The 24,751-nt window shown below is 54.7% G+C and carries 21 protein-coding genes; 15 read left to right on the forward strand and 6 right to left on the reverse strand.

Translation table 11 applies throughout. The features are described from left to right. The first annotated feature begins 339 nt into the window (after positions 1-339). Positions 340-3,387 (forward strand): zinc-dependent metalloprotease, encoded by a 3,048-nt coding sequence (locus tag SH573x_RS31005; RefSeq protein ID WP_479352112.1) that lies wholly within the window; start codon positions 340-342, stop codon positions 3,385-3,387. A gap of 165 nt (positions 3,388-3,552) precedes the next feature. Here the strand turns inward: SH573x_RS31005 and mnmC2 are convergent, their stop codons facing one another. Then, positions 3,553-4,290: a tRNA (5-methylaminomethyl-2-thiouridine)(34)-methyltransferase MnmC2 gene (gene mnmC2, locus SH573x_RS31010; protein WP_479352113.1), complete on the reverse strand. Its 738-nt coding sequence runs from the start codon at positions 4,288-4,290 to the stop codon at positions 3,553-3,555. A gap of 174 nt (positions 4,291-4,464) precedes the next feature. On the opposite strand from mnmC2, the gene SH573x_RS31015 reads away from it, so the two are divergent. From SH573x_RS31015 to SH573x_RS31045, 7 genes are all read left to right on the forward strand, one after another. Continuing rightward, the gene (locus SH573x_RS31015) at positions 4,465-5,190 is read left to right on the forward strand and encodes a GDSL-type esterase/lipase family protein (RefSeq protein ID WP_479352114.1); all 726 of its coding nucleotides are present in this window, start codon (positions 4,465-4,467) and stop codon (positions 5,188-5,190) included. A 219-nt stretch (positions 5,191-5,409) separates the two neighbouring features. Further along, positions 5,410-6,474 (forward strand): flotillin-like protein FloA, encoded by a 1,065-nt coding sequence (floA, locus tag SH573x_RS31020; protein ID WP_479352115.1) that lies wholly within the window; start codon positions 5,410-5,412, stop codon positions 6,472-6,474. 221 nt (positions 6,475-6,695) lie between these two features. After that, entirely contained in the window at positions 6,696-8,981 is a 2,286-nt protein-coding gene (locus SH573x_RS31025; protein ID WP_479352116.1) for a serine hydrolase, read from the forward strand. 348 nt (positions 8,982-9,329) lie between these two features. Further along, positions 9,330-10,427 (forward strand): DUF1559 family PulG-like putative transporter, encoded by a 1,098-nt coding sequence (locus SH573x_RS31030; protein WP_479352117.1) that lies wholly within the window; start codon positions 9,330-9,332, stop codon positions 10,425-10,427. 26 nt (positions 10,428-10,453) lie between these two features. Further along, a complete protein-coding gene (locus SH573x_RS31035) occupies positions 10,454-10,621 on the forward strand; it encodes a hypothetical protein (RefSeq protein ID WP_479352118.1) in 168 nt (55 codons plus the stop codon). Between the two features lie 594 nt (positions 10,622-11,215). Beyond that, positions 11,216-12,307, forward strand: coding sequence for a DUF1559 family PulG-like putative transporter (locus SH573x_RS31040; protein ID WP_479352119.1), 1,092 nt, complete (start codon positions 11,216-11,218; stop codon positions 12,305-12,307). 25 nt (positions 12,308-12,332) lie between these two features. Further along, entirely contained in the window at positions 12,333-12,500 is a 168-nt protein-coding gene (locus SH573x_RS31045; protein WP_479352120.1) for a hypothetical protein, read from the forward strand. 154 nt (positions 12,501-12,654) lie between these two features. Here SH573x_RS31045 and SH573x_RS31050 read toward each other — a convergent pair whose 3' ends face one another. After that, entirely contained in the window at positions 12,655-13,914 is a 1,260-nt protein-coding gene (locus SH573x_RS31050) for a RimK family alpha-L-glutamate ligase (protein WP_479352121.1), read from the reverse strand. Positions 13,915-14,049: 135 nt separating this feature from the next. Between SH573x_RS31050 and msrA the strand changes: the two genes are divergently transcribed. Then, positions 14,050-14,787 (forward strand): peptide-methionine (S)-S-oxide reductase MsrA, encoded by a 738-nt coding sequence (gene msrA, locus SH573x_RS31055; RefSeq protein ID WP_479352122.1) that lies wholly within the window; start codon positions 14,050-14,052, stop codon positions 14,785-14,787. Between the two features lie 85 nt (positions 14,788-14,872). Here the strand turns inward: msrA and SH573x_RS31060 are convergent, their stop codons facing one another. Beyond that, positions 14,873-15,091 (reverse strand): hypothetical protein, encoded by a 219-nt coding sequence (locus SH573x_RS31060; protein WP_479352123.1) that lies wholly within the window; start codon positions 15,089-15,091, stop codon positions 14,873-14,875. Positions 15,092-15,356: 265 nt separating this feature from the next. Between SH573x_RS31060 and SH573x_RS31065 the strand changes: the two genes are divergently transcribed. Then, on the forward strand, positions 15,357-15,947 hold the full coding sequence (locus tag SH573x_RS31065; RefSeq protein ID WP_479352124.1) for a thioredoxin family protein: 591 nt from the start codon (positions 15,357-15,359) through the stop codon (positions 15,945-15,947). A 127-nt stretch (positions 15,948-16,074) separates the two neighbouring features. Here the strand turns inward: SH573x_RS31065 and SH573x_RS31070 are convergent, their stop codons facing one another. Beyond that, positions 16,075-17,046 carry an endonuclease/exonuclease/phosphatase family protein gene (locus tag SH573x_RS31070; protein ID WP_479352125.1) on the reverse strand — a complete coding sequence of 324 codons (972 nt, stop codon included), beginning with the start codon at positions 17,044-17,046 and terminating at the stop codon, positions 16,075-16,077. A gap of 196 nt (positions 17,047-17,242) precedes the next feature. On the opposite strand from SH573x_RS31070, the gene SH573x_RS31075 reads away from it, so the two are divergent. After that, complete coding sequence (locus SH573x_RS31075; protein WP_479352126.1) at positions 17,243-17,923, forward strand: 3-keto-disaccharide hydrolase; 681 nt, start codon at positions 17,243-17,245, stop codon at positions 17,921-17,923. 174 nt (positions 17,924-18,097) lie between these two features. On the opposite strand, the gene SH573x_RS31080 is transcribed toward SH573x_RS31075, so the two are convergent. Further along, a complete protein-coding gene (locus SH573x_RS31080) occupies positions 18,098-18,325 on the reverse strand; it encodes a GYF domain-containing protein (protein ID WP_479352127.1) in 228 nt (75 codons plus the stop codon). A gap of 570 nt (positions 18,326-18,895) precedes the next feature. Here SH573x_RS31080 and argJ point away from each other — a divergent pair. The 4 genes from argJ to SH573x_RS31100 all read left to right on the forward strand — a co-directional run bounded on the left by argJ (position 18,896) and on the right by SH573x_RS31100 (position 22,726). Beyond that, on the forward strand, positions 18,896-20,101 hold the full coding sequence (argJ, locus tag SH573x_RS31085) for a bifunctional glutamate N-acetyltransferase/amino-acid acetyltransferase ArgJ (RefSeq protein ID WP_479352128.1): 1,206 nt from the start codon (positions 18,896-18,898) through the stop codon (positions 20,099-20,101). 22 nt (positions 20,102-20,123) lie between these two features. Next, complete coding sequence (gene acpS / locus SH573x_RS31090; RefSeq protein ID WP_479352129.1) at positions 20,124-20,531, forward strand: holo-ACP synthase; 408 nt, start codon at positions 20,124-20,126, stop codon at positions 20,529-20,531. A gap of 73 nt (positions 20,532-20,604) precedes the next feature. Then, positions 20,605-21,657, forward strand: coding sequence for an N-acetyltransferase DgcN family protein (locus SH573x_RS31095; protein ID WP_479352130.1), 1,053 nt, complete (start codon positions 20,605-20,607; stop codon positions 21,655-21,657). 52 nt (positions 21,658-21,709) lie between these two features. Further along, entirely contained in the window at positions 21,710-22,726 is a 1,017-nt protein-coding gene (locus SH573x_RS31100) for a dipeptide epimerase (protein ID WP_479352131.1), read from the forward strand. Positions 22,727-23,366: 640 nt separating this feature from the next. On the opposite strand, the gene SH573x_RS31105 is transcribed toward SH573x_RS31100, so the two are convergent. Next, the gene (locus SH573x_RS31105; RefSeq protein WP_479352132.1) at positions 23,367-24,737 is read right to left on the reverse strand and encodes a LysM peptidoglycan-binding domain-containing protein; all 1,371 of its coding nucleotides are present in this window, start codon (positions 24,735-24,737) and stop codon (positions 23,367-23,369) included. Between the last annotated feature and the right edge of the window lie 14 nt (positions 24,738-24,751).

The following is a 24,751-nucleotide window of genomic DNA, read 5'->3' on the forward strand; positions in this document are numbered from 1 at the left end:
TCGTATAGTAAGCCGGGTGGGTCCGCATGACCGCCCAGAATGGCATCTCAGCATGATACTCAAATCGGGGAACGGCCGGAGAGCGAAAAATTAGGCAATTCGGGCAAACTTACCCAAAATCCCCAAACTGGTGAGGTCGAAATGCCAAAATCCGCACAGCCGTTACGTTTTCGGCAACCTATACTTGCCGGCCTTGTAGCCTGAGTTTGCGCCCTGCAAGTGCCGCTCGAGAAGAACTCCCACAATTACACAAATGACCTGCTCGAAGGTAATATGGAGAAGGCAGCAAACTTGGCCGCACACCTTAACCGTTTTTTACCCAATAGAGGGCTCGAACCAATGCGATCGCACTTTTACGTGATTCGCGCCATGCTGGCGACCATCGCCGGTCTGGTCAGCCTGTCCGCTACGTCTGGCATCAGCCATGCCCAGGACTACCCGCCGTTTGACAAGGTCATCGAAGGATTCACCAAGATCGATCCGCCCCGCGACGAATCTCGCAGCATGTACGAGACCTATGTTCGCCAGAAGGACAGCCAACTGCTGTTCGAACTGCCCAAGAACTATGCTGATAAGAAGTACTTCATCGGTTTGACCGTGGCCAGCGGCCAGATCTTCGCTGGCTTGCAAGCTGGTGACTTCTATGTCCAGTGGCGTCAATACAATAATCGCCTGGCCCTGATTGCTCCCAACTTGGAAATCCGTGCCGTCAAGGGAGATACCGAATCGAAAGATTCGGTCGATCGTCTCTTCACCGGTTCGGTACTGTTGGACCTGCCGATTCTGACTATGTCACCCCGCGGTGGACCGGTCATCGACGGCGATGCGCTGTTAGTGAGCAATGCCAGCGTGTTCTTCGGCGCGTCCGGTCGTTCGACTAATCCAGCACTAGCCAAGTTGGTTAAATCGAAAGTCTTTCCACAGAACATTGAACTGGCCTTCGAAATGCCCAACACGCGTGGGCAGTTGCAAACTCTGTATTATTCGATCAGCGAGATCCCGGCCAACACCGGTTACACCCCACGCGTAGCCGACCAACGCATCGGATACTTTACCACCTCGTACTCCGACTACAGCAAGTATCGCGCCGAGGACGTTGCCATTCACTTCGTCAACCGCTGGCACTTGCAGAAGCGCGATCCATCGCTGAAAGTCAGCCCGCCAGTAGAGCCCATCAAATTCTATATCGAACATACAACTCCCGTGCGTTATCGACGCTGGGTCAAGAAGGGTATCGAGTTCTGGAACGAAGCTTTCGAGAAGGTTGGTATCTCGGATGCCATCGTGGTTGAATATCAAGACAAGTCGACCAACGAACACATGGACAAAGATCCAGAAGATGTGCGCTACAACTTCATTCGTTGGCTCAATAACAACGTCAGTACCGCCATTGGACCTAGCCGTGTGCATCCTGAAACAGGACAAATCCTGGATGCCGACATCGTGCTGACCGACGGCTGGATTCGCCATTTCGACAAGCAATTTGCTGACTTTATGCCAGTGGTGACCATGGAAGGCATGAGCAACGAAACCTTGGCCTGGTTGGCTCAGCATCCAACGTGGGACCCACGCGTACGCTTTGCACCACCTAGCCAACGCGAACACATCGCCGCCAAGATTCGCTCACAAGCCTCGCAGCCATACGCGGGTCAAATGAGCGAGAAGTGGAAGACGCAAATGCTCGGCGACGATCCACTGGACGGCCTGGTCGGTCGCACCAGCCAGGTCAACGGCATGTGCATGGCCGCTGATGGCTTAGCTCTGGATATGGCTACCATGCGATTGTACATGGCGATGGCTCCAGAGTTTTTCGAAATGGATCAAGACGGCGAGAAGAAAGACGACGAGAAGAAGAAGGAAGAAGCCAAGAAGGAAGAAGGCGACAAGAAGGAAGGCGAGCCTAAGTCTGACGAGAAGAAAGACGAAGAGAAAAAGGACGAACCTAAAAAAGAAGAAGCTAAGAAAGACGAAGCCAAGAAGGACGAGCCTAAGAAGGACAGCAAGAAAGATGAAGCACTGCTGGACGGCATGCCTGAGTCATTCGTAGGTCCACTGCTGGCCGACCTGGTGGCCCACGAAGTTGGCCACACGCTCGGTCTGCGTCACAATTTCAAAGCCAGCAGCATTTATGAGCTGAAGGAAATCAACAGCGAAAAAGTAGCGGGCAAGAAGTCGTTTGCGGCATCGGTCATGGATTATCTACCGATCAATCTGCGACTGAAAGAAGGCGAAGTGCAAGGTGACTTCGGTATGCTCAAGCTGGGTCCATACGACTTCTGGGCGATCGAATACGGTTACACTTTCAAAGATCCCAAGGAAATCCTGGGTCGCTGCGCCGAGGCTGAACTGCCTTTTGCCACCGACGAAGATACGACCGGCCCAGATCCGCTGGCGCGTCGTTACGACTTCGGTGCCGATCCCTTGGCGTATGCCAAAGATCAAATGGAACTGGTCGAACGCTTCCGCAAACGTTTGTTGACCGACTACATGAAAGACGGCGATGCGTGGAAGAAAGCTCGTCAAGGTTACGAACTGACACTGAACTTGCAAGCCAAGAACGTCAGCATGATGGCCAATTGGATTGGTGGTGCGTTTGTTCACCGCGACAAGAAGGGTGACCCCAACGCGCGTCCACCGATTGTGGTTGTGCCAGCTGACAAGCAGCGAGCCGCGCTGAAGTACGTGCTCGAATCCAGCTTCCGCGATAGCGCGTATGCACTTTCGCCCGAGTTGCTGCAACGTTTGACTCGCGATTTCATGGGACAAGGTGCCGGCGGCTTTGGCGGCGACCCGACCTGGCCCGTTCATGATCAAATTCTGTCGACCCAAGCGTCCACGTTAACATCGTTGATGAACGCTACGACCCTGCGTCGAGTGTACGACAACGAATTCCGTGTCCCGCTCGATCAAGACATGCTGACTCTACCCGAACTGCTCAATGCGATTCGCGATGAGATTTGGACGGAGTTGGATGCCAAGCCTGAAAGTGACTTCAGTGCTCGCAAGCCGATGATCAGTTCGTTGCGCCGCAACCTGCAGCGTGAGCACATGGAACGCATGATCGATTTGACCTTGCCCAATAACGGCAGTTCCGCCGCTTACAAGGCAATCTCGAATCTGTCGGTCAAGCAATTGCGCGACCTGAAAGAGAAGATCGATCAGTCGCTCAAGACCAACAGCAAGCACATGGATCCGTACACCGAAGCTCACCTTTCCGAAGCATCCCATCGCATCGAAAAGGCGCTGGACGCTGATTACATCTACAATCAGTCCAGCGGCTACGGCGGAGACCTCCTGTTCCTGCTAGGCCAAGAAGCTCAACAAGCCAAAGCACCGACTGAGCACAACAAGTCTCAGCAAGATCAACCGGTCGACCAAGCTGAATAAGCCACAGGCCGTGGACTGGTTGGTGTGACAACTGAAGTACCTACCGGCAAGCCGTCGAAAGATGGCTTGCCGTTTTTTGTAGGTCATTACTGACTCTAAAGTCGTGATTGCTAATTCAGGCTTCGCAAGCCTCTATTTGTATTTCCAGATTTCAAAGTCCTGATTTCAAAGTCCGGCCACCAAGACTTCACGCTTGCCACCGGGCGGTCCTGGCAAACGGCGGACTACAAAACCGGCCTCTGCTAGCGTTCGACGCACGGCTCCGCTGACGCAGTAACTGACCAACAGTCCATCGGGGCACAGCAACTCTGACAACTTTTTAAAGATCGAAGCTTGCCACAGTTCGGGATTGGTCCCTGGACTGAAGGCGTCGAAGTAGATGGCATCAAACAGGCCCTCCACTTGATCTAACGTTTTGATGGCGTCGCCTTGGTACAGCCAGAGCGTGTTGGACTGGGCCAGGTTAAATTGACTTCTAGGTTGTTCGATTCCATCCCCAAGCGTCTGCAAAAACTCAGTTTGCAGCTCACGCGCTGCGGTGAATGTGGCTGGTAACCAGCTACTAGCGACCGCTGCGTCGATTGCGGCCGCACTATCGAGTTGCTGCAATATATCGCACGGTAACAGCGCATTTTCCAGACTTACGTATTGCAACTGGCCGCAGTAGGCTTCGGCCGCAACTGCAGTCAGCAGCCATCCCATCCCAGTGCCAAAGCCCAGTTCCAAGACCCGTACTAGTCGTGGCGGCCGCTGAGCCAATTTCGATTCGACACCGCTGTTCCGCAAGTAAACATACAAACACTCCGACAGCGCACCACAACCGCTATGATAGGTCTCGTTCAGTCGCAGATCTCTGAGCGTCCGACTACCATCATCGGTAATCATCACCTCCAAGTGCGGCATGCTAGTCGCTATAGTCTGTCGAACTGGCGGCATACGCCCTCCGGACCGGCTGGCAGTTTGTTGTGTGTCCACCGTCTGGCGACGGTGGCTACCTGGCGTTAAAAGTGGCGCTGTCCAATTAGTGTAATGTTTTGGATGAAGAAGATGACGCATCAACTATCTAGGACAATCAACATGTCTTCACTAGGGCACATGCTGTTAATCGCGCTTACCTGCTGCAGCTCAGCATGCCTGGCTGATGACCCGGCCCGCGACCCAGCTCAGGACTTAGTCGAAAAATACCGGGCGGCAGCCACGCAAAAGTGGGCCGACGAAATGCAACGCATGGCGATGCTCGATGCCACGGAAACGGACCCAGACCATGCGATTCTGTTCCTGGGCAGTTCGAGCATTCGATTGTGGAAAGATATTGCCACCGATTTGCAGCCTTGGCCGGTTATCTCGCGAGGCTACGGCGGAGCCAAGTTCTCGGACCTGGCGGTGCTCGCTCCTCAAATTGTCAAACCCCATCGCTTTCGAGCGGCGGTCATCTTTGTCGCCAACGACGTCACTGGCGGTAAAGAAGACATCCCTCCAGCAGAAGTCGTGAAGTTGTTCGAACATGTAGTGGATACCATTCGCCACCAGAATCCTCAGGCACCGATCTTTTTGATCGAGATCACGCCCACACCCAAACGTTGGGCAGCCTGGGACAAGATCAAACGCGTCAACGAACAATTAAAAGCCGCCTGCAATCGCGACGACCAGTTGCACTTTATCAGCACCGCCGATCAGTATCTGGATGACCAAGGCCAGCCGCTCCCCAAGCTGTTCGTCGAGGATCAATTGCACCAGAATCGCGACGGCTATGCACGCTGGAGCAAGATCATCTTGGCCGCGCTAGAAGAGAAACTGAAATAGTTGTCGATCCCCGTAGCCGATCTCGCCAGAGATTGGATGGTTCGCCGATCTCCGTAGCCGATCTCGCCAGAGATTGGATGAATTGTGTTTGATGCATCCAAAGTCTGGCGACTTCGGCTACGGGGGGGTTATGCAGCTTCCGCCTACTAGATAGCCGCAACGGCGGCCTGTAGACTTTGTCGGTAGACAACTTCCGAAGAACCACAAGCGAGTTTGACCATGAATTGGTTTCTATTGGCAGCTGATGGTGATGCACGAGCCGTGTTGATGATCGTCTTTGCGCTGATCATCATCCTGGGCATCATTTTGCTGTTCGCCATGCTGGCCAAGTTTTTCTGGTTGTGGATTCAAGCGGTCACCACGGGAGCACGGATCGGACTATGGGATTTGTTTGGGATGTGGTTGCGCCGCGTGGATCCCAAGACCATCGTGCGTAGCAAGATCATGGCCGTGCAGGCTGGACTGGGCGAAGACGAGCTGACCAGTCAATTGCTGGAAGCCCACTACCTGGCCGGCGGCAATGTTCCGCAAGTTATTCGCGCGTTGATTGCGGCCCGAAAATCCAAGACGATCACCTTGTCGTTCCGCGAAGCGACAGCGATCGACTTGGCTGGTCGCGATGTTTTGGAAGCCGTACAAACCAGCGTATATCCCAAAGTCATCGACTGCCCACCGCGTGGCTCGGCGCGCCAATCTCTGGATGCAGTAGCCAAAGACGGTATTCAGCTGAAGGTCAAAGTGAGAGTAACGGTTCGTGCCAATCTTCACCAGTTGATCGGCGGAGCAGGGGAGGAAACTATTATCGCTCGAGTGGGTGAAGGTATTGTTAGTGCCATCGGATCCGCCACTGATCACAAGGTAGTGTTAGAGAATCCCGACGTTATCTCCAAGGCGGTGCTTGCCAAACGACTCGATGCTCAGACTGCGTTCGAAATCGTATCGATCGATATTGCTGATATCGATGTCGGCGAGAATATCGGTGCTCGGTTGCAAGCCGACCGTGCGGAGGCCGATATGCGCGTCTCTCGTGCCAAGGCGGAAAGCCGTCGAGCGGCGGCGGTAGCTGCCGAACAAGAAATGAACGCGAGGATCGAAGAGAGCCGCGCCAAGCTGGTCGAAGCAGAGGCCGAAGTACCCAAGGCGATGGCCGAAGCTTTTGCCTCGCAAAAGCTGCAGATCATGGATTACTACCGGCTCAAAAACGTGGAAGCCGACACGCAAATGCGCCGCAGCATTGCTGACTCAGGAAATTCGGCCTCTAAGCAAGTCACGCAAGTACAATAGGTCCAAGCGCGAAAGCGTTTGTGGCTGAACCTACCCGAGGTTCAGTCCCGGTTTTGGGCGCGCATTCCCCTGTGTTAGCCTGAAAGACCTGCCTGCTCCTGTGTGGAAGTGCGGAAACCACGTAGGCCCGAAACTTCCTGGCCGCGCATCCACAGCTTCTTGCAGCTATGCGAGTGGGTTCGCTGTCTTTAAACTTGTCCGTGATTTCCCTCGAATCTCCAATGATGATGAATCGCTTTTTGTGTCTAGCCCTCAGTGTCGCTTCTTGTTTCTCAAGCGTGCCAACTGCTGCTCAGGATCCGCAGATCTTTGCCGGTGGCGATCCGGCTGATACAGCTCTTCCGACGCCCGAGCCTGCCTCGCAATTGAACGCCATCATCGACCCGCTGGTGAACGCGCACCAAGGTGATGTAGCTGTATCAGTGCGCCATCTGGTCACCGGTGAAGCCTATCACATCAATGGTGATCGACCTCAAGCAACAGCCAGTCTGATCAAGTTGCCGATCATGGTTGAACTGTACAAGCAAGCAGTCGAAAACAAGACGGCGCTCTTTAGACAACTCGACCTGCGTAACGATGATCTCGTCCCGGGCTCAGGCATCTTAAGCACGCATTTCTCGCCGGGCACACGTTTCTCCATTCGTGATGCCGTGCGATTGATGATCGCCGTCTCGGACAACACCGCCACCAACATGATCGTTGACAAGATCGGCATCGAGTCGGTTAACGAACATATGGCTCGACTGGGTTACACCGAAACACGGCTCCATTCAAAAGTCTATCGACGCGATACCTCGATCGATCTGCCGCGCAGCCAACGGTATGGCTTGGGTAGCACAACGGCCAATAACATGGTCGACCTGTTAGCCCGTATGCATGCTGGCACCGTTGTCTCGCCTACCGCGTCCAAAGACATGTTGGAGCATCTGGCAGCCTGCGAAGACAAACAAAAGTTTCCCGCTCTTTTACCACCCAATACCAAAGTTCGTCATAAGACTGGATCGGTGGACAAGGTGCGCACCGATGCTGGGATCATTGAGACTAGCAGTGGTCCTTATGCGCTATGTGTATTGACCGAAAACAATGCCGACATCAGCTGGTCACCTGAGAATGCAGGTGATCGCCTATGTGCCCAAATCGCAAAGGCCTCGTTTGATTATTTCGAGGGTAAAGCTCAACCCAGCACCACGCCTATTCCAGACAGTAGCGTCACTTCGCCGCTAGCCATGGGCGCCAGCGGCGAGATGGTTGAGGCACTGCAGCGCACGCTGAACGCCCAAGCAGAAATCACTGAAAAACTCAGCCTAGATGGCGATTTCGGACCAGCTACCGAAGCCGCCGTCAAACAGTTTCAAGCCGCCAAAGGACTCGAAGTGACGGGTCAAGTAACCGAGGCCACGTGGAAAGCTTTAGGACCGCTGCAACTGGAAGATGAACCAGTCGAAGAACCACAAATCGTCAACTCACAACAACTGGAGAAAGTAGCCGCCGATGATCCATTTGGAATACCGGCTGTTACTTGCAAAGCCTGGACAATCGCCGATGCCACCAGCGGCCAAACTCTATGGGGACATAACCATGATCAGAGCCTCGACATCGCCAGCACCACCAAGGTCATGACCGCGTTTCTGGTCATGCAGTATTGTCGTGAGCATCCGTCCGCGTTAGACGAGCGCCTCGTTTTTTCCAAACGTGCCGACACGACAATTGGTTCTACGGCGGCGGTGCGCGCAGGCGAGCGGGTGCGAGTTGGTGATCTGCTGTATGGCCTCTTGCTGCCATCGGGTAACGATGCCAGTGTCGCCTTGGCTGAACACTTCGGTTCGCGCGTGCTGGCTCCATTAGAAGCGACTGTTCAATTGCAGGAAACGGATCCTTTACAAGTAACGGACCCATTGCAGGTAACTGGCGGACTTCCAACCGACGCGACCACCGAGTCACTCACGCCCGATGCGATCCAGCTACCACCACCAGTCATCAATCCCGAGAATCAAGAGTTTGAACTGGCCGCGTCAGAGGCAGCTGCGGTATCTCCGCCGATTGCCTCGAGCGCAGAGAACTACGCTGCCTTCATCAAGGCTATGAATATTATGGCTGAGCGATTAGGCATGCTGGGTACACGTTTTGTCAATCCTCACGGCCTGACGGCAGAGGCACACAAATCGACTTGCAATGATCTGGTCAAACTCACGCTTGCTGCCCGACAACTGCCGCTCTTTCAACAGGTGACAACGACCAGGCAGTTTGGCTGCAAGGTAACTGGTAGCGATGGGTACGTTCGCAACATCAAGTGGGAGAACACCAATCAACTCTTGCCCATAGAAGGCTATCGCGGGGTCAAGACGGGCACGACCGACGCTGCTGGAGCTTGCCTGGTATCTGTCGGTAGCTATCGAGACCGAGAGTTAATCGTCGTCGTACTCGGTTCAGCCGCCTCTGCCTCACGCTACGCCGATAGCCGCAACCTCTACGCCTGGGCTTGGCGCGAGTTGTTCACTAAGCCGTAGGCGTTAGCCTCGGTTTTCGGATGGCACTGGCAATGCGCAGCACTTCAAAAACCGGGCTGAGGCCCACGGCTGAGCGACTTCCCAAAATGTTGCTCGAAAAACCTCGCCTGCGACAGAACACCACAACACTCAGCAGAAAGGGTGATATCGTTGCCTTTATGGTGATTCTGGGGCCATTAGACGGTCCGAACGCGGGCTTGTTCTAAAGTTTTTGTAAATTTCGATGGGCAATTAACTTGACCTTAATGCTTCGTGACGCTTCACTAGTACGTACCCCTGACTCATAGCCCTCATAAGGTTCGAACAGTTTTTTTTGGTTCGTTCGTTTTCTTTCATTTGGGAGTTCCGATGATGAAGTCGGCTCGGTTTGCTGCTCGACAAGGTTTTACCTTAGTTGAGCTTCTCGTGGTAATCGCCATTATTGGTATTCTGGTTGGCTTGTTGCTGCCAGCCGTTCAAGCAGCTCGTGAAGCCGCTCGTCGTACGCAATGCCAAAACAATCTCAAGCAATTGGGACTTGCAACGCACAATTTCGAAAGTGCCTACAAGAAGCTGCCTCCAGGGCAGATTTTCTCGACGGATGTGTGGGCTGACGTGGGAACACGTCCTGACCACGTAACGTTCTTGGGCCAGTTGGTTTACTTGCTGCCCTTCATGGAGCAGACTCAAGTTTATCAACCGTTCGGTCAAAACCTGGCTATGGACGCCAAGGACTTCCAGTACGGTGCAACTTGGCCAACCACGATTGTGCCACGTCGCAGCCCTTATTGGAACTTCACCGACATCAATACGATCGCCACGCCAGCTCGTATTGCCACCTTCTACTGCCCATCGGACTCTGCCGATGATGCACGTATGTTGGGTGCATCGACTTTCCACTTGTGGATGGTCCGTACGCCTGCTGGTCCGACCTACGGTGGTTTCCACATGAACGACATTCCTGGTGACCCGATCCTGTCGCGTCACTGGTGCACCAACTACTTGGGTTGCGTGGGTCGTCTGCCAAACACGGGTGCTTCGCTCGGCTTGACCGGTATCGGTGCAGCTGAAGTCGACAACTACCTCGGCTTGTTCGGCATGCAGAAGCAATACACCTTCGGCAATTGCAGCGACGGTCTATCGAACACGATTCTGTTCGGTGAAGTCACCGGTGGTTTCAACGACGGCAACACTGGCGCTGGTCGTCACCATTCGCACACTTGGTTGATGGGCCCCATCGGCGTTCACTTCAATGCTCGTCCGGTTGCCACTACCACCACGATTCCTCCAGCTTATGTTCGTCCACGCTACGAAGACTTCAAGTTCAGCAGCCGTCACGCTGGCGACATCATTCAGTTCACCTTGGGTGACGGTTCTGTCAAATCGCTGACTCGCTCGATGGACGCCGAAGTTTGGTTGCGTTTGGGCGGCCGCGCCGATGGTCTGACCGTTGAAGGCCTGGAATAAGTTTTCTTAGGAAGAAAGTCGAGAGCATGCTCGCACGTTTGATGATTGTTGTTTTTCTGGTTTGTCCGGTATTGGTTGGGTGCGGCGATAAGCCGACCAATGCGCCTACCGCGCCGCCACCGACCAACGTGACCAAAGACGCCAAGGGTAAAGAACTGCCCAAGGGCCTGGTTGCACCGGAGTCTCCGTTCTAAGCAACTAAGGTTAACTTCCTTAAAATCTCTTGAAGGCACGGCCAACCACTGCGTTAGCCGTGCCTTCTTTTTTTGGGGGTAGCTGTAACCACCGCTGCCAAGCGGTTGTAGCTGTAGCCACCGCTGCCAAGCGATGGACGAGCGAGCCAGTCGCCGCCATGCCGAACAGTAAAGGCTGGCCGACGAGACGAGCATTCGCTGATCGCATCTGTTTGATAAAGGCCTGGCAAAATCCAGCACGTCCACCGCCTGGCAGCGATGGCTACGCTCTCTCTTTTGAGCTAACTTTCTCGCAACACACGCCCTCTAAAGAGCGAATTCTCGCGAATCTACCGGCGACACACCCACCCAATAGATATCACTATGAGATCGCCAAGAATCTCATGTGGAGTGTTTTCGCAAGCTAGAAACGCTAACTGAATCTACATATCCGAAATTCAGTTAACACGCAGCTAACTTGACTGCATTTTCTGATCGGATCTTTAATTTGACGTAGTTGCTGATCACTAGTTCACTGATATCCAACCCTAATATTTCCTCACGGAGGAGCGTGAATTGTTTTGTTTGTTCGTTCCTAGAGTTGGGAGTTCTAAGATGAAGTCGACATGGTCGACAGCTCGCAAGGGTTTCACCCTGGTTGAGCTGCTAGTGGTTATCGCCATTATTGGTATTTTGGTTGGCTTATTATTGCCGGCCGTTCAGGCAGCCCGCGAAGCTGCGCGTCGTACGCAGTGCCAGAACAATCTCAAGCAGTTGGGACTGGCAACGCACAATTTCGAGAGCGCTTACAAGAAGCTGCCTCCCGGTCAGATCTTCTCGACCGATGTCTGGGCTGACGTTGGTACGCGGCCAGACCACGTGACGTTTGTGGGTCAGTTAGGTTATCTGTTGCCATTCATGGAACAAACGAACGTCTACCAGGCGTTCGGGCAGAACCTGGCCATGGATGCCAAAGACTTCCAATATGGCGCTACCTGGCCGACCACGATCGTGCCACGTCGCAGTCCGTATTGGAACTTTGCCGACATCAACCTCGCCACTGCCACGCGCATTGCAACGTTCTATTGCCCATCAGATTCGGCCGATGATGCCCGATTCCTGGGTTCGGACGTATTCAGCTTGTGGATGGTGCGCACACCGGCCGGTCCGTCCTATGGTGGTTTTCACATGAACGACATTCCAGGTGACCCAATTTCATCACACCACTATTGCACGAATTACCTGGGTTGTGCTGGTCGTTTGCCCAACACGGGCGCTTCGCTCAGCCTGACCGGCATCGGTGCGGCTGAAGTCGACAACTACATCGGACTGTTCGGCATGCAGAAGCAGTACACCTTTGGTTCCTGCAGTGACGGTTTGTCCAATACGTTCCTGTTCGGTGAAGTCACTGGTGGGTTCAACGACGGCAACACTGGTGCTGGTCGTCACCACTCGTTTACTTGGTTGATGGGCCCCATCGGCACGCACTTCAACAGTCGTCCGATTGCGACCACAACCACGATCCCTGCAGCATACGTTCGTCCTCGCTTTGAAGACATCAAATTCAGCAGCCGTCACGCTGGCGACATCATTCAGTTCACCATGGGTGACGGTGCTGTCAAATCGCTGACTCGCTCGATGGACGCCGAAGTTTGGTTGCGTTTGGGCGGCAAAGCGGACGGACTAACGATCGACGGCTTGGACTAATCACTTCCTGAAAGAGATATCAAGAATGCTCGCACGTTTGCTGATCGTTGTTTTGCTGGCAGGGCCCTGCCTGGTCGGTTGTGGCGACAAGCCAACCAATGCGCCTACAGCGCCACCGCCAACCAATGTGACCAAAGACGCCAAGGGCAAAGAACTGCCCAAAGGTTTGGTTGCTCCTGAATCTCCCTTCTAAAGACTTTGACGCAGGCCGATGCATTGCATCGGCCTGCATTTTTGTCTCCTTTCGCTCCGCGAAAGGCAACGGCTTCTCTAACGAAGCAAATAGAGACTCTCTGATTCGCAAATGCCGCAAGTGCCGCAAGTGCCTTTTGCGGAGCAAAAGGAGACTATGTTTTTGATCCGACGTTGGGTACGGGAGCGTGAGCCGCAGGCACATCTTGCGGGGCATCCACGGCTCGCTTGGTCTCACCGCTCTTGAGTTTGCGTATCCGCAATTGGCGAGCTCGTTTGGTACGATCGGAAATCATATCGCGCATCGATTCGAGTTTACCGAAGCACAATAGTCGGTCACCGGCTTCCAGCGTTCGCGTTGGATTGGGATTGGGAATGACGGTAGTGTCGCGATGCAGCGTCAACACGTTGATGTCCTTTTCGCGCAGGCCGGCATCGTGAATCGTCTTGCCCACATACTCGGAGCCTTCGGGCACCGACAATTCTGCCACTCCATAACCGCGACTGACCGTCAAGCGTTGACGGATATCGAGTTCGGGAAAATTGACTTGAGCTGCTAAGAAGTCAATGCAGGCTCCAGCGACATCCAACCCCGTAGCCGACTCGATGCCCTCTAGGCCGGGCGAACTGTTGACTTCCATGACCTGCGGTCCATCTTGCGATTCCAGCAGATCTACACCTGCGATGCGCAGGCCCATGATCTGTGCAGCCCTCACGGCGGTTTCGCGATATGCATCATCCAGCCACACGGTTTCCGTCTTGCCACCGCGATGCACATTACTACGAAATTCCTGGCCTTGAGCCACGCGGCGCATGGCTGCCACTACTTGATCGCCAACTACGAAAGCGCGGATGTCGCGACCGCGACTTTCAGCGATGAATTTTTGTACCAGCACGTTTTGCCGAGTGCTTTGTAGCGTTTCAATAATTGCCTCGGCGACCTTGACCGATTCAGCCAAGATCACACCCACGCCTTGCGTACCTTCCAGTAGTTTGATTACCACGGGCGCCCCACCCACACGCTCGATGGCGGGCACCACGTCAGCCCGATCCCGGACAAACGTGGTGGGGGGAATACCAATTTGATGTCGACTGAGAATCTGCATCGACCGCAGCTTGTCACGCGAATTGGAAATTGCGTGCGATGAATTGGGCGAGAAGACATCCACCTGCTCAAATTGACGCACGACCGCCGTACCGAAGTAAGTGATCGAAGCACCGATCCTGGGCAGGATCGCATCGTAGCGACTCAGGGGCTTGTTGTAATAATACAGATCTGGATTGCCAGGATTTAGATCGATGGCAAATTTCAACGTATTGAGAACGCGAACCTTGTGGCCGCGTTCTAAGGCTGCTTCTTTCAGCCGCCGCGTGCTATAGCATTGCGGACTGCACGAAAGAATTCCCAGCTTCATACATGTCTCCGACTGGTATAATTACTGAATGGTATTGCCGCCTGCCAACCCGACAGGCAAAGCTGCGACAGCTTAGGCAATCCGTGGGCCAATCCTTCGCCGCCAACATACCAGATACTAGGGGGTATTGAAACTATGAAAATGCGGTCGCCCATCGAACAGCTTTTCGTTCGATCCCTTGTCGTCAATGTTTGCCTTGTACCATTGCCCGCCACTGTGACTCCAAGCGTAGCACAGGATTCGGTGGCCACCAGTGGTGCGGCACCGTCGGATCAGGTTAAAGTTTCCGACGGCGTTTCCACCGACCAACCCTCCGCTCAGTTAGGCGTAGCGACCTTCGGCGGCGGCTGCTTCTGGTGCGTCGAGGCTGTCTTTGAAAATGTCCCGGGCGTAACCAACGTCGTGTCCGGCTACGCCGGCGGCACAGTCGGCAAGCCCACTTATGAAATGGTCAAAACAGGCCTGACCGGACACGCCGAGGTTTGCCAGATCGCCTATGACCCCGCCAAAATCAGCTACTTACAACTGCTCGAAATCTTTCTCAAAACGCATGATCCCACCACGCGGAACAAGCAGGGACCCGACTACGGTACTCAGTATAGATCGGTCATCTTCTATCATGACGACGAACAAAAAGCTCAAGCCGAAGAGCTGATCCAACGGCTGGATAAAGCCAAAGCGTTTCGCGGCAAGGTTGTTACGCTGCTGGAACCCTACACCGCTTTTTTCTTAGCCGAAGAATATCATCAAGATTATTATCGCAGGCACCCAGGCGATGCTTACTGCATGACCTATACCCGCCCCAAGGTCGCCAAGGTCAAGAAGGTAATCAGGGAACTGGAACGCAAAGAGAAAGAAAAGACGAGCCAGTAAAGTCATGTGGCATAGGCTTCCAGCCTGTGTTCTCGGCCTCCACTGACACAAATGTCAAACTTGTATCAGTGGAGGCCCCGACTCTCTAACCGTTTGGCAGCTCGAAATTGGAAAGTCGAGCCAATAAGCGCAACCACCAGATCCCACAACTTGAAATCGGCGCTAAGCGTTTGTTGTAGAGCCCATCGTTGACTGTATCCAAACCCATCACCGGCAGGCCGAAGGGCGAAGACTGGCTAGAACACACATTGAAGTTGACAACCAACAGCTCAACCAACGTAAACCCAACACGAGCCCCTTTCATAAAACGACCTTTCAAGAACATCCAAGAAGAAATAACGAACGTGCTTTGGGGACAGGACTAGAAGGGGGTCGTTCTTGGGGTTCTCTATGTGGTGGTTGGGTCCCCGCTGGTGAATATAGATGCGTGTGAACGCGCGTCAACGATGATTGATGACTCACGTGTGTGAGTGAATGACGACCCTACTTTCAAACCCCTGTAGCCCTCGCTTCAAATCGGCTAGGCTAATTATTGTTAAACGAGCCCAACTACTATCAGGAGATAGACCATGGTCCGCACTGCCAGCGTGATGTTGCCCTTAGGCACTACTGCACCCGATTTTCGTTTGCCTGATTTCGATGGCCAGCTCGTTGCCCGCGATGATTTCCGTGGCCGTCCAGGATTGCTGGTGGTCTTTATGTGCAATCACTGTCCCTACGTGAAGCATGTGGCGCCGGAACTCGCCCGCATCGCTGACGAGTATCAAGCTCGAGGCATCGCTGTGGTCGGCATCAGCAGCAATGACATCACCGCACATCCCGATGATGCCCCCGCCAAGATGAAAGAAGAAGCCGCCGCGCAGGGCTACAACTTTCCGTATCTGTACGACGAGTCGCAGTCGGTAGCGCAGAGCTACCGCGCTGCCTGTACGCCGGACTTCTATCTATTCGACTCGGAGTTCAAGTTGGTGTACCGAGGTCAGATGGATGAAACACGACCCAAGCAAGGTGCTCAGCCGACCGGCCAAGACCTGCGCGCCGCTCTGGAAGCACTGCTGGGCGAACAAGCGATCCCTCAACCACAACGCCCCAGCATCGGCTGCAACATCAAATGGAAACCCGGCCAGGAGCCCGAGTACTTCAACTCAGCTGGTCTCTAATCGCCGCAACGTAGAGCGGCTGTCCCCAGCCGCTCGCACCCGGCAAGTCGGCAACCTGTAACACTAGTCGCTTAGTCGGAAGAAACTCTGGTTAGAGGGTTCCGAGCAGCTGAGGACAGCTGCTCTACTAGTACGCAACTTCAAACAAGATGGGGCGATGATCCGAGCCCCAGACGACTGGCCCTAGCCGCCGATTGGTGATCGCGCACTGGCCGTAGCAGAGCGCGTGGTCGATCGGAATGCCGATGGGTCCAAGCCAACTGGGCCAACTGGCCAGGTTGCCCAGCCCAGTAGTGCGCGAATCGACAAAGCCTGCATCGATCATGCGCGCAAAAGCGGGTGCCCACGGAGTAATGTTCAAGTCACCCGCGACGCATACCGGACTGGTTTGCTGACGCGTCCACAGCTTGAGGGCTGCCAGCTGCTGATCGCGTGACAGGGAACGCGATGGCGGCACTGGAGACCAGGTATGCATGGCGATCAACTTCAATTGATCTTGCGCCACCGTCACTTCAATCGAAGGCATGACCGATCCGGCTAGTTCGAGCCTGTCCAAATCCACGTCGTCGCGATTGCTCAGCACCGCTATGCCATTGCCGCTCCACGATGGAAACGATAGGCAGTGCTTGTACTGCTGACGGATAGCCGGAATTTGCTCGAAGAGATTCGGACGCACCTCGATCAACACGAGCACGTCGACCGGATGACCGACGATTACTTGCTCGATCTCTTCCAAATGTTCATTGACACACAACACGTTCCAAGACATGACCTGCAACGATCGCTGCAACTTGTCAGGCGATGCGCCGGGCGCTAACCACAGAGTCCAAGGCTGAAACAATATCAGAAAATACGCGGCCGGCGGAATCGTCCAGCCCAGCAGCTTCCAATACCGACTCCACGCCAATCGCAACATGACCAGCCCGCTAGCCATCAAGCCATGCAGCACAAAGTGCGACGCCAATTCGATCCAGGGCCCCCAGCCGGCTAGCATAACCATGGCGGCCCATGCCCACAGGCAGAGCACGATGACCACAGCCAACCGACGACGGCGAGGGGCTGGCGAGATTGCCCGTTTTTCGATTTTAAGTGAGTTCATTGGCGATCATTATAAGCACATGGACACGTCTAATTCGGGATGAGGGCACAAACAGGACTCGAGGACCGTTGGTAGGGCCCTCATATGGCTCCTGAAAACATCGGTATCGACTACTTTGTCGACAGCGGACTGGCAGCTAGTTAAGATTGTTGAGTCCCCAACCATCACCCATCCCCACTCACACCGAGACCCACCCATGTTGCTACGAAGTTTTGCACTACTCTGCGTTACGCTAACCAGCCTTTCCTGGTGCTGCGCACAAGATGCCAAAGAACTCTTCAATGGTAAAGATCTGACCGGCTGGAAGGGCAACTCCGAACTTTGGTCTGTCAAAGACGGGGCAATCACCGGCACAACCACGCCAGAAAACCCATTGACCGCCAATTCGTTTCTCATTTGGGAAGGCGAAGTTGCCGACTTTGAACTGAACCTGGACTACAAGATCACTGGAGAAAATGCCAACTCCGGCATCCAATATCGCAGCAAAGTCGTGGACGCTGATAAGTTCATCGTCGGTGGTTATCAAGCGGACATCGATGCCACCTTGACCTATGCCGGTATCAACTACGAAGAACGCGGTCGCGGTATTGTCTGCAAACGCGGCCAACGCTCCACCATTGGCCCCGATGGCAAGATCAGCGAAGAAGAAATTGCCAAAGATGATGATCTAAAGAAGGTCATCAAGGCCGATGTTTGGAATCACTATCGCGTGGTCGCCAAGGGCAACAAATTGAGCCACTACATCAACGACACCTTGATGAGTGAAACAATCGACAACCAACCTGAGAAAGCTGCGACCAAGGGCGTCTTGGCCCTGCAAATTCACGTGGGCAAACCAATGGTCGTGCAGTTCAAGAATCTGAAATTGCAGCAGTAGTGCCAGAGCCCCCGAAGCTTGCCGCCGGCACACGCGATGGCGGCAAGCATTTAGAGTCTGCCTGTCTAGCCCAGCCTGCTAGCGTTTGGCGTGTCGCCGTAAACAACGACACGAAACGCGACACAAAAAATCAACTTCGAAAGCCTTGACGGCTTCCGCTACTGGAAGAAGACCTCAGGAAGCGTGGCTCTTGGGGTGAGTCTCCAGATAATGCTTGTAGGCTGGACGGATTTCGCGCATGGGCACCCAGTGTCCATGCGTCTTGGAGGTGCTGGACACCATGGTGTTGGGTTGCAGCTCACCTTTGCCAATGCGCTCCAGCATCTGGGTTTCGGATATCGGCCCAACCGCTTTATGGCCTCCGAAGAAGCCCGTTTTGATGAAATACCAATCGGCTGACATTCTCTAGTTCTCCCTGCTCGAAGCATCGAGGTTTAGGTAGGGGGGAGTTATTCGTCGTCGTCCGTGGCGCGAGCCATTGGCACTAGCCTAAGGGAACTTAGGATCGCCACAGCATGGCTCATGCAGGATGTTTTCCTACTTTTTCGTAACAAATGCAACAGTATTTGTTGCCTTCCACGGAATTTCCTAGCAAGTTTCTATCGGCAATTTCGTCTGGTAAGTCAAGCCCTAAGCCGAATCCTGACAACCACTTAAGAACGTGGTCTTCCGTCCCATAGCAACCAGCTGGCGGGCTCTAGTTTTAACACTGTGTTATGCCAATTGTTTCGGGCAGTCGGCCTGGTTACCGGGCTCTGCCTGGTAACTCGCTGCCTTGCAGGCTCCGCCTGCGTCGTTCAAAAGCGGCCCACGTTTAGACGGGGGAAACGGCATCAATTATGTTGAACGTTCAAAAACCGGGGCTAATGCCCTCGGCTTAGGAGAATCGGGGCTTTCGCTTCGGGGATGGCGGCACTATGTTTTGTGGTGCGTTCGCCCCTCAAATTGCTCGCATTGGAGTTGGAATTAGCTGTGTCGCATCGCCTTCCTGCCGGTTTTCGTTTTGCTTCGGCAGCTTGTGCTATCAAAAGTCGAGCTGGTGCCAAAGACTTAACTCTTATTGTTTCGGATTCCCCAGCCAGCGCAGCGGGGGTGTATACCCAAAACCAAGTCGTGGCTGCTCCCGTAGTGCTCTGCCGCGGTCGGACGCCCATGCGCGATGCACGAGCCATTGTGGTCAATAGTGGCAATGCCAATGCTTGCACAGGTGTGCGAGGGATGGAGGATGCCCAGCGTATGTGCGAAATGGCGGCCACCGCCATCGCGGGCAGCACACCGGTGCGGGCCGATCAAGTGTTGGTGATGAGCACCGGCGTCATCGGTCGCTTTCTGCCCATGGACAAAGTTGAAAAGGGCATTCAAGCCGCTGCCTCACAATTGGCCGCAACCGAGACAGGCTTTCTGAACGCGGCCGAGGGCATTCTCACAACGGACAATGGCCGCAAAGTTACGTCGCGTCAAATGGAAACTCAGGGCCGCCAGATTCATATCGCCGGGATGGCCAAAGGCGCCGGCATGATTGGACCGAATATGGCCACTATGCTGTGCTGCGTGTTGACGGATGCTCCGTTGGCGGCCGAACAACTACAAGTCTTGCTCAAACGCGCCGCCGACAAATCATTCAACAACATCAGTGTGGAAGGCCACACCAGCACCAACGACACTATGTTGCTGCTGGCCAATGGGGAGGCCGGCGGCGAAGTACTCAGCGGAACGGCCGAAGCTGAATTCGCTGAGAACCTGGAAGCCATGTGCATCGAACTGGCCAAGCAAATACCTGCCGATGGTGAAGGTGCGACACACTTAATCGAAGTCGATGTCCGTGGAGCGCAATCGGATCACGACGCGCGCAAGATTGCTCACACGGTCGCCTGCAGCAATCTCGTTAAGTCGGCCGTATTTGGTTGCGATCCGAATTGGGGACGCATCGTGTCGGCCACCGGTTATAGCGGAGTACCGATCGATATCAGCAGATTGGAATTGCATGTCAATGGACTGCTATTGTTTCAGTGCGGTGAACCGGTCGGCTTTGATGCCAAGACGGCCAGTCAGTTGATACGCGATAATCATCTAACCCATATATTGTTAATCGTAGGCGACGGGCCCGGCGCATGTCGCCACTGGACCAGCGATCTGACGCTGGATTACGTACGGTTTAATTCCGAATACACCACCTAGCCTGTTAAAGTCGCAATACAGCATGAGCACATCGCGCCATGTGACTGGCACGATCTATGGCATTGGCACCGATATAACCGAGTGCGTTCGCATTGCCCAGATGATTGAAAAACACGGTGAACTGTTCTTGACGCGTGTCTATACCCAACAAGAAATCGCCTATTGCTCTGCGCGCAAAGCCGCCACACAGCACTACGCGGGTCGGTGGGCGGCTAAAGAAGCGGCTCTCAAAGCCATCGGCACCGGTTGGTCGCGCGGTATTCACTGGACCGACATCGAAGTGGTCAATGCAGTGGGCGGCAAACCGACGATTATCATCGGCGGTCAGGCGCGCGAAATATGTTTGCAGCGTGGAATCGGTGAACTGCTCATTAGCATTTCGCATTGCCGCAATTATGCTACGGCCTTCGTCACCGCCCTCTATGCTTAGTTACTGCTAAGCACATCGACACGTCCAATTCGGGATTAGGGCACAAACAGACACAGCGAGAATGGAACCAACGATGAATCGCAAGATGGTCCTGTTGACTTGGGGATACTCCAATCCGCGGACGGCCAAGACCGCCGCTGGCTTGCTGCGCTATTGCCCTGACGAATGCGTGGCTGTCTTCGACCCTGATAACGCGGGCCGCAAAGCACGCGAGTTCCTCGATGCTGGTGGCGAAACGCCGATGATTGCTCGCTTGGATGAAGCGGCCGATGCGCGCACGCTGGTCATGGGCATCGCGCCTCCTGGCGGCCGCATTCCGGAAGCTTGGCGCAAAGTCTTATTTGAGGCTATCGACCGAGGCATGGATATCCTCAGCGGTTTGCATGATTTCCTGAGCGACGATCCAGAGTTAGCCGCGGCGGCGACCAAGCGCGGGACGCGCATTATCGATGTGCGTAAAAACAACTTTCGTCAAATCGCGCGTCGACAAGAACTCAATCCCAATTGCCTTCGCGTGCATACCGTCGGTCATGACTGCAGCGTGGGCAAAATGGTAGTGAGCTTGGAACTAACCCATGGCTTGAAAGCACGCGGCGTCGATGCACACTTCGTCGCCACCGGCCAAACCGGCATCATGGTCTCCGGTGGTGGCTTGCCACTGGACTGCATCGTGGCTGACTTTGTGGCCGGTGCTGCTGAACATCTGGTTTTGGAAAATCAACATCACGAAGTGCTGCTGGTTGAAGGCCAGGGCAGCCTGGTACATCCATCGTATTCGGGTGTCACCTTGAGCCTGCTACATGGCTGCTTGCCCCATGCGTTAATCATGACATTCGAAGCTGGCCGCACTACGGTCGGCGGTATCGACCATGTGCCGATCCCGAACCTGATGCGCATGCGAGAACTATTCGAAACCATGGCCAGTATCCATCAACCCTGCGTGACGCTGGGCATTGCCATGAACGGTCGCCGCATTCAAGCCGATCAAGCCACTCGACTGGGCAAAGAACTCGAAGACGAAATGCAACTGCCCGTGGTCGATGTGCTGCGCGAAGGCCCTGAGCGTTTAGTCGAAGCGGTTGATCTGTTCCGTCGCGAAGGCGCATGGCGCAAGTTCGGTATGTAAACTTTTGCGATGTTCGCACTCCGCGCTCTGCATTCTCCACGGAAAGGCACTTATGCAACTCAAGATCAAATCGTTCGACTTGCCGCTGCGCGATCCCTTCACCATTGCGCGCAGCACGACCACCGTTCAGCCGACCATGATCGTCGAACTGCATGCCGATGGACTGGTTGGTTTCGGTGAGGCAACGACAAACGATTATTACGGCGCAAGCCTGGAGAATATGACTCGTTTGCTCCATGAAGTAGCCCCACGTTTAGCCGATTTCAAGTTAGAGAATCCAGCTGAACTGTGGCGCGAACTGGATCCAATCTTGAGCGAGAATCGCTTTGCCCAGTGCGCCCTGGACTGCGCGGTTTGGGACTTGTTTGCCCAGCAGCACAACCTGCCGCTGTATCGCTTATGGGGCTTTGATGCAGATGCTCCCTGTCCGCCGACTTGCTACACCATTGGCATTGATACTCCCGAGGTCATGCTGCGCAAGCTGCAAGCCATGCCGGGTTGGCCCATCTACAAAATCAAACTCGACCACAACGGTCTAAGCAATGTCCGCTTCTTGCGTGAGCACACGTCGGCGACCTTTCGCGTCGATGCCAATTGTTCTTGGCAAGCTAACCAGGTGCTGGGCTTGGCCGACGAACTAGCGACTTTGAATGTCGAACTGGTCGAGCAGCCGCTGCCTGCGGAGGCGTACGCCGAAATGCGGCCGCTCAAAGGAAAGTCGCCAGTGCTGCTGATGGCCGACGAGAGTTGTCAGGTTGAAAGCGATGTTGATCGCTGCCTTGATTGTTTTGATGCGATCAATATCAAGTTAGTCAAATGCGGCGGCCTGACTCCCGCCCGGCGTATGATCGCCCGCGCCAAGCAGAATGGTCTGAAGGTCATGGTCGGATGCATGACCGAATCAAGCATCGGCATCGCCGCAGGCGTGCATCTACTACCGCTGCTCGATTTTGCCGATCTTGACGGAGCACTGCTCCTGGCCAAAGATATCGCCACTGGTCTGCAGTGGCACCAAGGCCACTGCCACCTGCCCGAGCAACCCGGCCTCGGCGTGCGATTGGTTCCGTAGCGCAGCTGTCCTCAGCTGCTCAGAACCCTCTAACCAAAGTTCCTTCCGACCAATTGTAGAGCAGCTGTCCTCAGCTGCTCAGAACCCTCTAACCAAAGCATCTTCCGACCAAGCGACCAGTGTTACAGGTTGACGACTTGCCGGGTGCTGAGCGTAGAGCAGCTGTCCTCAGCTGCTCAGAACCCTCTAACCAAAGTTCCTTCCGACCATGCGACCGAGTGAACGAGTGACTAGTGTTACAGGTTGACGACTTGCCGGGTGCTGAGCGGCTGGGGACAGCCGCTCTACGACCAGAACCCTCTAACCAAAGCATCTTCCGACCATGCGACCGAGTGAACGAGTGACTAGTGTTACAGGTTGACGACTTGCCAGGTGCTGAGCGGCTGGGGACAGCCGCTCTACGACCAGAACCCTCTAACCAAAGCATCTTCCGACCAAGCGACCGAGTGAACGAGTGACTAGTGTTACAGGTTGACGACTTGCCGGGTGCTGAGCGGCTGGGGACAGCCGCTCTACGACCAGAACCCTCTAACCAAAGCATCTTCCGACCATGCGACCGAGTGAACGAGTGACTAGTGTTACAGGTTGACGACTTGCCGGGTGCTGAGCGGCTGGGGACAGCCGCTCTACGCGACGCGTTCTACTCTTTGATCACTACCGTACTACCTTGGCCTAACAAGGCATACACTTCACGTGCGTCCAGCGGAGCCAGGCTGATGCAGCCGGCGTCTTTCAAAGTAGGATCGATAACTTCGGCTGAGCCGTGGATGCAGATGTCTTTGCCCAGATGCATCCAGAAGCCACCATACGGATTGCGCGGATCCGAATGCGGGATGAGGTACGATTGGCCGGTGATGTAGGACTTGTCGCGCAGCTTCTCCACAATCGTGAACTCACCTAGCTCCGGCTTGGGCGTGTCGCCGAAGGTGACCGGAAAGATACCAGCATAGAGATCACCCAGGAACATCACTAGTTCGCCGCGTGAGAGATCGACTTCTGCACGGAACGGACCGTTAAAAACTTTCAGCTCGGTACCCGGCAGTACGACGCGCGTACTGTCGAGGCGATTGATGCTGGCCAAGGTCTCGGGCGAGACGCGAAACTTGGTGGCGATCGATTCCAGGGATTCACCCGGACTGACCACGAATCGATTTTCGATCAAATGTCGCTTGGAGTAAATCACTTCTGCAGCCAGAGCGTCCAACAGCTCGCGCAGGTCGCGGTGCTCAGACTCTTCGAGCGTAATGTGATCGAAGTAAGGGCTCATCAGTTCGAGCGCCGCTTTCAGCTTATTCTCTTGCGTCAATTCCAGCGCCTGCTTGTGAGCGACAGCATACGGCAAAGCTGTCTTGCTGGCCTTGGGATCATGCGGCTTAGAAAGCTGTGCATCGCCACCGACGTTACTTGGCGGCAACGAATTGGTTTGCCCAGGCACACTTACGAAGGAGTCCCCAGATGGCGCGGCCGGTGGATCGAAACTCGGCAAGTTTGGCATCGGTGGTAACCCTAAGTCACTGCTGGGATCATTCACCAAATTCACTTCGGGAGTCTTGGTAGAATCATCGGCACCCAGTAGCGGAATTGACGTGCCCTCAGGCAGATCCGCTGTGGCACCGGAATCCGGCAGCAGCTTGCTACCCAGACTCTCTTCCTTTTTCGATTGCAGATCACCTGGAAAGCCAGGTAGAGGCGGCGAATCCAGACTCAGCGATGGTGGGCTGGCCAGTGGGGGTGCCTGCGAGCCTGCTGGCGGCGGTAGCGTCAGTGAGGCGGTCGGCGGAGCCGTGATCGCCGGCGGAGCCAACGGGGCCAGGTCCGCCGGAGGCGGCGAGGGCGAGAGCTGCGGGACATCGACTAGCGAGCCCGTATCCACGCTCAAACCCATCTCATTCTCGTTCCAAGCTTCCAAATCCGGAGGCAAGGTCGGTTCGGGTGCGTTCATGGCTACGTACGCGCCATAGCATACGCCCAACAAAAGAACGACTACAACTGCCGTTTTAATGGTCTGCACGACTATCCTCCTTG

This window comes from Rania fehmarnensis (assembly GCF_056494185.1).